Annotated in this window: 5 protein-coding genes; 4 read left to right on the forward strand and 1 reads right to left on the reverse strand. The window is 72.1% G+C overall.

Annotation, left to right across the window (positions count from 1 at the left end; translation table 11 throughout):
- Window positions 1-11: 11 nt before the first annotated feature.
- The 3 genes from D450_RS0111730 (at window position 12) to D450_RS0111740 (ending at window position 3,437) form a co-directional block, all read left to right on the forward strand.
- Window positions 12-2,318 carry a glycosyl hydrolase gene (locus D450_RS0111730; protein ID WP_017538856.1) on the forward strand — a complete coding sequence of 769 codons (2,307 nt, stop codon included), beginning with the start codon at window positions 12-14 and terminating at the stop codon, window positions 2,316-2,318.
- A 73-nt stretch (window positions 2,319-2,391) separates the two neighbouring features.
- Window positions 2,392-2,808, forward strand: a complete 417-nt coding sequence (locus D450_RS0111735) for a TFIIB-type zinc ribbon-containing protein (RefSeq protein WP_083932608.1) — start codon at window positions 2,392-2,394, stop codon at window positions 2,806-2,808.
- A complete protein-coding gene (locus D450_RS0111740) occupies window positions 2,805-3,437 on the forward strand; it encodes an AAA family ATPase (RefSeq protein ID WP_026128500.1) in 633 nt (210 codons plus the stop codon). The genes D450_RS0111735 and D450_RS0111740 overlap by 4 nt, the downstream gene beginning before the upstream one ends.
- A 122-nt stretch (window positions 3,438-3,559) precedes the next feature.
- On the opposite strand, the gene D450_RS0111745 is transcribed toward D450_RS0111740, so the two are convergent.
- Window positions 3,560-4,876 (reverse strand): aminotransferase class I/II-fold pyridoxal phosphate-dependent enzyme, encoded by a 1,317-nt coding sequence (locus D450_RS0111745; RefSeq protein ID WP_017538859.1) that lies wholly within the window; start codon window positions 4,874-4,876, stop codon window positions 3,560-3,562.
- Window positions 4,877-5,386: 510 nt separating this feature from the next.
- Between D450_RS0111745 and D450_RS0111750 the strand changes: the two genes are divergently transcribed.
- Window positions 5,387-6,360, forward strand: a 974-nt coding sequence (locus D450_RS0111750) for a glycine/sarcosine N-methyltransferase (RefSeq protein WP_017538860.1), incomplete at its 3' end; no start/stop codon positions are given.

Genomic DNA, 6,360 nt, shown 5'->3' on the forward strand with positions numbered 1-6,360 from the left:
AAAGGCCGACCATGGTACGCATCCGTGACCGACGGCGCCTCCCGCGCGTCCGCCCCGCCCCCGCAGCGCTCGCCGCCCTCGTGATCGGCGCCGCCGGGCTCGCGGCCGCCGCGACCGACGGCGCCCCGGCCGGCGCCGACCCCGCCGCCGGTTCCGCGGCCGTCGTCCCCGTGGGCAGCGGCGGCTACACCGACGAGCGCCCCGCCGGGGAGCCCGGCCCGAGCGACCAGAACGGCGCCCCTGCCGCGCCCAAGGTCACCGACGACTTCGAGGGCCCGGCCCCCACCAACGAGTGGTGGTCCTCGCTTATCTTCCAGCGCTACCCGGGCAACCCCTACGGCGAGAACCTCTACGCCCACCCCTTCAGCTTCCGCCCGCACGCCGGCGGGCTGGAGGTCGGCTACCCCGACGAGCCGAACCTGGTCGCCGACGGGCTCAAGTACGAGTACCCCCACACCGCCGACCTGACGATGGGCGCCTCCGGCCTGGACGCCCCGCGCACTGAGGTCGCCGACCACGGCGACTGGACCGTCACCGCCCAGTGGGAGGGCGGCGGCACCCTGCGCACCACGATCGGCCAGGGCCTGCCCTTCGCCTACGCCGAGACCGAGGGCGCCGACCCCGAGGTCTCCTTCACGAGCCCGCCCGAGGTCTGGCACGAGGAGGGCGACGTGGTCGGCGCCACCGTCGGCGGCCGCCACTACGCGCTCTTCGCCCCCTCCGACGCGCAGTGGACGCGCTCGGGCAACGCCTTCACCGCACCCGGCGCCTCGTACTACTCGGTCGCCGTCCTGCCCGGCCCCGGCGACCTGGACGCGTTCGCGCCCTACGCCCACTCCTTCGTCACCGGCTCGCGGGTGGAGTACGCCTACGACGAGGCCGCGGCCGAGCTGACCTCCACGTACCGGCTGACCACCGAGCCGAAGGAGGGCACCGAGGACGGCACGCTCATGGCGCTCTACCCGCACCAGTGGGACGCCGCCGCCGATCCGCTGACCGACCTGGCCTACGCCTCCCCGCGCGGGGAGATGCGGGTGGTCGACGGCGCGCGGTTCACCACCGAGCTGAGCACGCACGGCCTGCTGCCCGGCCTGCCCACCGCCGACGGCGCCGACGAGGGGCGCATGCGGGCCCTCATCGACGAGGAGCTGCACCACGAGGACCCGTTCCGCGGCGGCGACGACACCTACTGGAACGGCAAGGCCCTGGGCCGGCTCGCCCAGCTGGTGCCCATCGCCGACTCGATCGGCTACACCGAGGGCCGGGACGGGCTGCTGGAGCTGGTCAAGGGCCGGCTGGAGGGGTGGCTGACCGCCGGGGGCGCGCGCCAGTTCCACTACGACTCCGCCTGGGGCACCATGCTCGGCTACCCCGACTCCTTCGGCGCCGCCGACCAGGTCAACGACCACGACTTCCACTACGGCTACTTCGTGCAGGCCGCAGCCGTCGTCGCCCGCTACGACCGCGACTGGGCCGCCGAGGACGCCTGGGGAGGCATGGTCCGGCTGCTCATCCGGGACGTCGCCGAGACCGACCCGGAATCGGACATGTTCCCCCGCCTGCGCTCCTTCTCGCCCTACGCCGGGCACGGCTGGGCCTCCGGCCACGCCGGGTTCGCCGCCGGCCACAACCAGGAGTCCTCCTCCGAGGGCATGCACTTCGCCGCCGCCACGGCCCTGTTCGGGGCCGCGACCGGCGACCGCGAACTGCGGGACCTGGGCGTCTTCCTGCACACCACCCAGGCCTCCACGGTGACCCGCTACTGGCAGGACCACGGGGGCGGCACCTTCCCCGAGGGGTTCGAGCACGACGTCGTCGGCATGGTCTGGGGCGACGGCGGCGACTACCGCATCTGGTGGGACGGCGGCGACGAGGAGCACTACGGCATCAACTACCTGCCGATCACCGCGTCCTCGCTCTACCTGGGCCACGACCCCGAACACGCCGCCGCGATGCACGCCTCCCTGGAGGACCGGCTGGGCGGCGAGCCCCAGGTGTGGCGGGACGTCCACTGGGAGCACCAGGCGCTCTCCGACGGCCCGGCCGCGCTGGCGCGCTTCGAGGAGCAGTGGACGTCCTACGAACCGGAGGCCGGCGAGTCCAAGGCGCACACCTACCAGTGGGTGTCCACGCTCGCCGAGGCGGGCACCGTGGACACGTCGGTCACCGCGGACACCGCCCACTACGCGGTCTTCGACAACGGGGGGACGAAGACCTACGTCGCCTACAACCCCGGGACCGCGCCGCTCGACGTCTCCTTCTCCGACGGGGCGTCCATGACCCTGGAGGCCGGTGAGCTGGGGACCGCCTCCTCCTGACGGCCGGAGACGGAGCACGCCCGGCGGGGCCCTGCCCCCGCTCCGCCGGGCCTCCCGTCTTCACGCCCGTTTAATGTCCCCGCCCTACGATGAGCGTGTGACATGTCCCAAGTGCCAAGGCCAGATGCAGACCTTCGACCGGCAGGGGATCCACATCGAGCAGTGCATGGGCTGCCGAGGGATCTTCCTCGACCGCGGTGAGCTGGAGCAGATCGTCGCTGCGGAAGAGAGCCACTACGGCGCCCCGCCGCCCTACCCCGGCCGGCCGTCGCACGGCGCACCGCACGGCGGCGGACGGGCCTACCCGGTTCCGCCGGACTCGCCGCGCGGTTACAACAAGGGCCGCCGCGACTCGCCGAGCCCTTACGGGCACAAGGGTCACGGCTACAAGGACTCCCCGCGGCCCTACGGCGGGGGGTACGGCTACAAAGACTCGCCGCGCCCCTATGGCCGGCGTAAGAAGAGCTTCCTAGAGCAGCTGTTCGATTGAACCCGCTGATCTGCCCTGAGTGCGGTGAGCTCGACGAGGCACCGGGCCCCGGGCCGTCGGGGGAGGGGCTGCACTGCCGCTTCTGCGGACACGTGCGGCCCTTCCTCCGTGCACCCCTGCTCTGTGTGACCGGCCCCAGCGGCACGGGCAAGTCGACCGTGGGACGGCTGCTCATCGAGGCGCTGGCGGACCGCTTCGTCGTGCTCGAACAGGACGTCCTGTGGGTCGAGGGCCTGCGCGACGACTCGCCCGACCACCGCCCGTTCCGCTCCACATGGCTGCGCACGGCCGCGATGGTCCAGCAGAACGGGCGCCCGGTGGTGCTCTTCGGCACGGTGGTGCCGCCCGAGTTCGAACCGCTGCCCGAGCGCGTGCTGTTCTCGCGCATCCACTACCTCGCGCTCACCTGCGACCCGGACGTCCTCGCCGACCGCCTGCGCGCGCGGCCGTCGTGGCGGGAATGGGACGAGGAGCGCATCGAGGAGATGCTGGAGTACGCGCAGTGGGTGTCCGAGACGGCGGCGGAGATGCACCCGCCCGTCGACCTCTTGGACACGAGCTCTTCGCCCCCCGAGGAGACGGCCAAGGCCGTTCGAGCGTGGGTGGAGCAGGCGGCGCACGGCATCTGAAAGCCCTGTCGTCGAAGGGAACCGGCGCGGCAGCCGGTCCCGTCGTAGTGGTCCCCATCCGCCGGACACCGGTGCCGAACACCTTCTCCGCGAAGGGGGACCGTACGAGCGGGATACCGCCCTCACACCGCCGGGCCGCCGTGGCGGGTCGCGGCGGCGATGGCGGCCGCGAGGTCGGGCATGTCCCGGTCCTCCAGCGCCGAGACCGTCACCCGCAGCGCCGGGCGCGCCCCGGTGCGGAAGCGCGATCCGGGGGCGACCGCCCATCCCCGTGCCAGCAGGCCCGCCACGGCGGAGCCCTCGTCGGGGACCGGGACCCACACGTTCACGCCCGAGCGGCCGCGGGCCGCGATCCCGTGCGCGGCCAAGTGCTCGATCAGGGCCGTGCGGCGCCGGGTGTAGGAGCGGCCGACCTCCTCGGGCACCGCCGCGCCGGTGCGCCACATGTGCACGAACGCCTCTTGGAGCACGTGGCTGACCCACCCCGGGCCCGTCTGGATCAGGGCGCGCACCCGGTCGACGGTCACCATGTCCCCGGCGACCATCGCCAGGCGCAGGTCCGGCCCGTACCCCTTGGCGGCCGACCGCACCACCGCCCAGCGGTCCGTGGTGCCGAACACCCCGTGGAAGGGGAGCTCCACCCAGCCGAACCCGTGGTCGTCCTCGACGGTGAGCACGGCGGGGTGCTCGGAGAGCACCCCGCGCAGGGCGGTCGCGCGCTCCCGGCTCAGCGCCGCGCCGGTCGGGTTCTGCGCCCGGTTGGTGATCACCACCGCGCGGGCCCCCGCACGCAGCGCCGCCGACAGCTCGCTCGGCAGCGGCCCCTCGCCGTCGACCGCCATCGGCACGCTCTTCAGGCCGGTCGCGGCGAGCAGGTCGTGCTCGCTCGGCCAGCCGGGGTCCTCCAGGGCCACCGTGTCCCCGGGGCGCAGCGCCGAGCGGAGCACCCGGTCGATGCCGTCCAGGGCGCCCGAGGTCAGGCCGAGCGAGGCGGTCGGCACGCCGTCGGCCCCGAACACCTCGGCGGCGGCCTCGGCCATGGCCGGCAGCACCGGGGCGTCCCCGTACAGCGGCGGGGTGCGCCCCTGGCGGTCGCGGGCGACCGCGGCCAGGGCGGCCGCCAGGTCGGGCAGCAGCCGCGGGTCCGGGTTGCCGGTGGCGGCGTCGCGGGTGCCCGGGGGCACCGCGCCGGGGCCGGTCTCACGCGGGGCGGCGGCGGGGCGCTGGCGGACCCGGGTGCCGCGCCGCCCCCCGGTCTCCACCAGGCCGCGGTCGCGCAGCAGCCGGTAGGCGGCGGCCACGGTGTTGGGGTTGACCCCCAGGTCGCCGGCGAGGTCGCGGATGGGGGGCAGCAGCGTCCCGGCCTGGAGCCCTCCGCCGACGATCTCCCGTTCCACGCTGTCGGCGATCTCGTGCGAGCCGCGTCCGGTGATGACCATGACCGCATTATCCAGCAGCGCAGGGCCTGTAGGCACACCGGCGCGTCGGCGGGTGCGCGGCAAAACCTGACGGACGGCGGCGCGCCGTTTGGACGATCATAGAACATCCGCGATTCACTCTTATTTTCGGGGTGTTTTTCATCAATTCTTCATTGCGTGCTGCGCAATGCGTTGCGTCCTGCGGTTCTTCGGCGGTGGCCCGTAATGATCGACTACGCGCCCAGGGTGGCCGCCGGGCGGCTCCGCGGGGCTGTGTGCAGGGGGTTCGCTCAACGAATTTGTCCGCTCTGACCTGCGGATAAGCCGTGTTCGCGGTCTTGCCCACTTGAAGTGGGGGTGGGGTCATGCTTTTCAATGGGTCATACGCGAAGTTTCACCCTCGCCGTCGTGTGCCGGACGAGCGAAGGGTGTTCTAGTGTGAGGAGTCGACCTATTAAAGGGCAGGATCAGCAGCGATTTGGAGACGACCCGCTAGCCGTTCGCGACACCGACCACTACAAAGCCGAATACGTGACCGGGTTCGTCGACAAGTGGGACGAGCTCATCGACTGGAAGCGCCGCTACGAGAGCGAGGGGCGCTTCTTCGTGGACCAGCTCAAGGAGCGCGGGGTCCGCGAGGTGCTCGATGTCGCGGCCGGAACCGGCTTTCACTCGGTGCGCTTGGTCGAAGAGGGGTTCGACACCGTCAGCGCTGACGGAAGCCCTGAGATGCTCGCCAAGGCGTTCCACAACGGGATGGCCTACGGCGGGCACATCCTGCGCGTCGTCCAGGCCGACTGGCGTTGGCTCAACCGCGACGTGCACGGGACCTATGACGCGATCATCTGTCTGGGCAATTCGTTCACCCACCTGTTCTCCGAGCGGGACCGCCGCAAGGCCCTGGCCGAGTTCTACGCCATGCTCAAGCACGACGGCGTACTGATCATCGACCAGCGCAACTACGACGCCCTGCTGGACGGCAAGTACGGGAACAAGCACACGTACTACTACTGCGGTGAGGAGGTGTCCGCCGAGCCGGAGCACGTCGACGAGGGCCTCGCGCGCTTCGTCTACCGGTTCCCGGACAAGTCCGAGTACCACCTCAACATGTTCCCGCTGCGCAAGAACTACACGCGGCGGCTCCTGCGCGAGGTGGGCTTCCAGAAGGTGGACACCTACGGGGACTTCCAGGAGACCCACCAGGGTGAGGAGCCGGACTTCTTCATCCACATCGCCGAGAAGGCCTACCTGCGGGAGGACGACCTCTCCGGGAACTACTCGGCGGCGGTGCGCACCGCCCGGGAGTACTACAACTCCTCGGACGCCGACACCTTCTACCACACGATCTGGGGCGGCACCGACATCCACGTCGGCCTGTACGACTCCCCGGACGGCGACATCGCCGAGGCGAGCCGCCGCACCGTGGAGCGGATGGCCGGCAAGGTGGAGATCGGCCCCGACACCCAGGTCATCGACGTGGGCGCCGGCTACGGCGGGTCCCCGCG

This window comes from Nocardiopsis halophila DSM 44494, assembly GCF_000341245.1.
GTDB lineage: Bacteria > Actinomycetota > Actinomycetes > Streptosporangiales > Streptosporangiaceae > Nocardiopsis_A > Nocardiopsis_A halophila.

Excerpts from the sequence above, each read along its gene's own strand:
- D450_RS0111730 (WP_017538856.1), top strand. The coding sequence starts at position 12 with ATGGTACGCATCCGTGACCGACGGCGCCTCCCGCGCGTCCGCCCCGCC.
- D450_RS0111735 (WP_083932608.1), top strand. The coding sequence starts at position 2,392 with ATGTCCCCGCCCTACGATGAGCGTGTGACATGTCCCAAGTGCCAAGGC.
- D450_RS0111745 (WP_017538859.1), bottom strand. The coding sequence starts at position 4,876 with ATGGTCATCACCGGACGCGGCTCGCACGAGATCGCCGACAGCGTGGAA.